This is a genomic window from Telluria sp. AZSoR62 (assembly GCF_058111565.1).
The window spans coordinates 1-385 of the sequence record NZ_JBYTST010000127.1; the positions used below are offsets into that span (position 1 = coordinate 1).

Consider the following 385-nt stretch of genomic DNA (forward strand, 5'->3'; position numbering starts at 1 on the left):
TAGTTAAGCTGTAGATTTTTTGAAACAGAGTATTACGCATTGAATGCCGCTCACCGGCCGCATTTTCAATACACACAATCATCAAAGCTTTTCTCAAACCGATGGCAAGGTACCAAACGCGATTTGTAGATCCCTTGCCTATACCTGTTAGGTATTCATAGGTTTTTTCGTCCATCACCAATCGGCTGGCTTGACGGTCGTTGATCGTTGCTGAGTAGACAGTCTTCGCAGAGGTGATTTTGGCAATATTAGTAATCACGCAATCTGAATAAAAAAACTTAGGCACAAGAATTCCTTAATCAAGCCATTATCAGTTCAGTTGTCAGCCATTACACCGGCTTGGCCCCCAGCACACCGGGGCCATCGCTATCATCGGCGTGTGCTT

The 385-nt window shown here is 44.7% G+C and carries 1 protein-coding gene; it reads right to left on the reverse strand.

What is annotated here, in order from left to right; genetic code table 11:
• Positions 1-286: hypothetical protein (locus AC3XQU_RS23185; protein WP_489876507.1), on the reverse strand; the 286-nt coding region annotated here is incomplete at its 3' end.
• Positions 287-385 lie beyond the last annotated feature (99 nt).